Origin of the sequence: Trinickia soli (assembly GCF_002879855.1) — a bacterium.
GTDB lineage: Bacteria > Pseudomonadota > Gammaproteobacteria > Burkholderiales > Burkholderiaceae > Trinickia > Trinickia soli.
In genome coordinates, this window is record NZ_PNYB01000085.1 from 1 (window position 1) to 414 (window position 414).

The window sequence follows — 414 nt, forward strand, 5'->3', positions numbered from 1 at the left end:
AGCGTGTACTGATGCCCGGTCTCGAAAAAAATCCGTACAGCATCCTGTGGGTGGAGCACCAGGACAAGGGACGGCTTGAGCTGAATTTTGTCATTCCGAACATGGAGCTACAGACCGGAAAACGCCTCCAGCCGTACTACGACCGGGCAGACAGGCCGAGAATTGATGCCTGGCAGACGCTGGTGAATCACCATTACGGTCTGCATGACCCCAACGCCCCGGAGAACCGCCGGACGCTGACCCTTCCTGATAACCTGCCGGAAACGAAACAGGCGCTTGCTGAGGGCGTCACACGCGGGATAGACGCGCTTTACCATGCCGGAGAGATAAAAGGCCGTCAGGATGTGATTCAGGCGCTCACAGAGGCGGGGCTTGAAGTGGTCAGGGTGACGCGAAGCAGTATCAGCATTGCAG

Annotated in this window: 1 protein-coding gene; it reads left to right on the top strand. The window is 57.7% G+C overall.

The window, feature by feature from the left end:
* Positions 1-11: 11 nt before the first annotated feature.
* Positions 12-414 (top strand): relaxase family protein (locus C0Z19_RS27740; protein WP_233196321.1); only part of this gene is annotated, 403 nt, incomplete at its 3' end.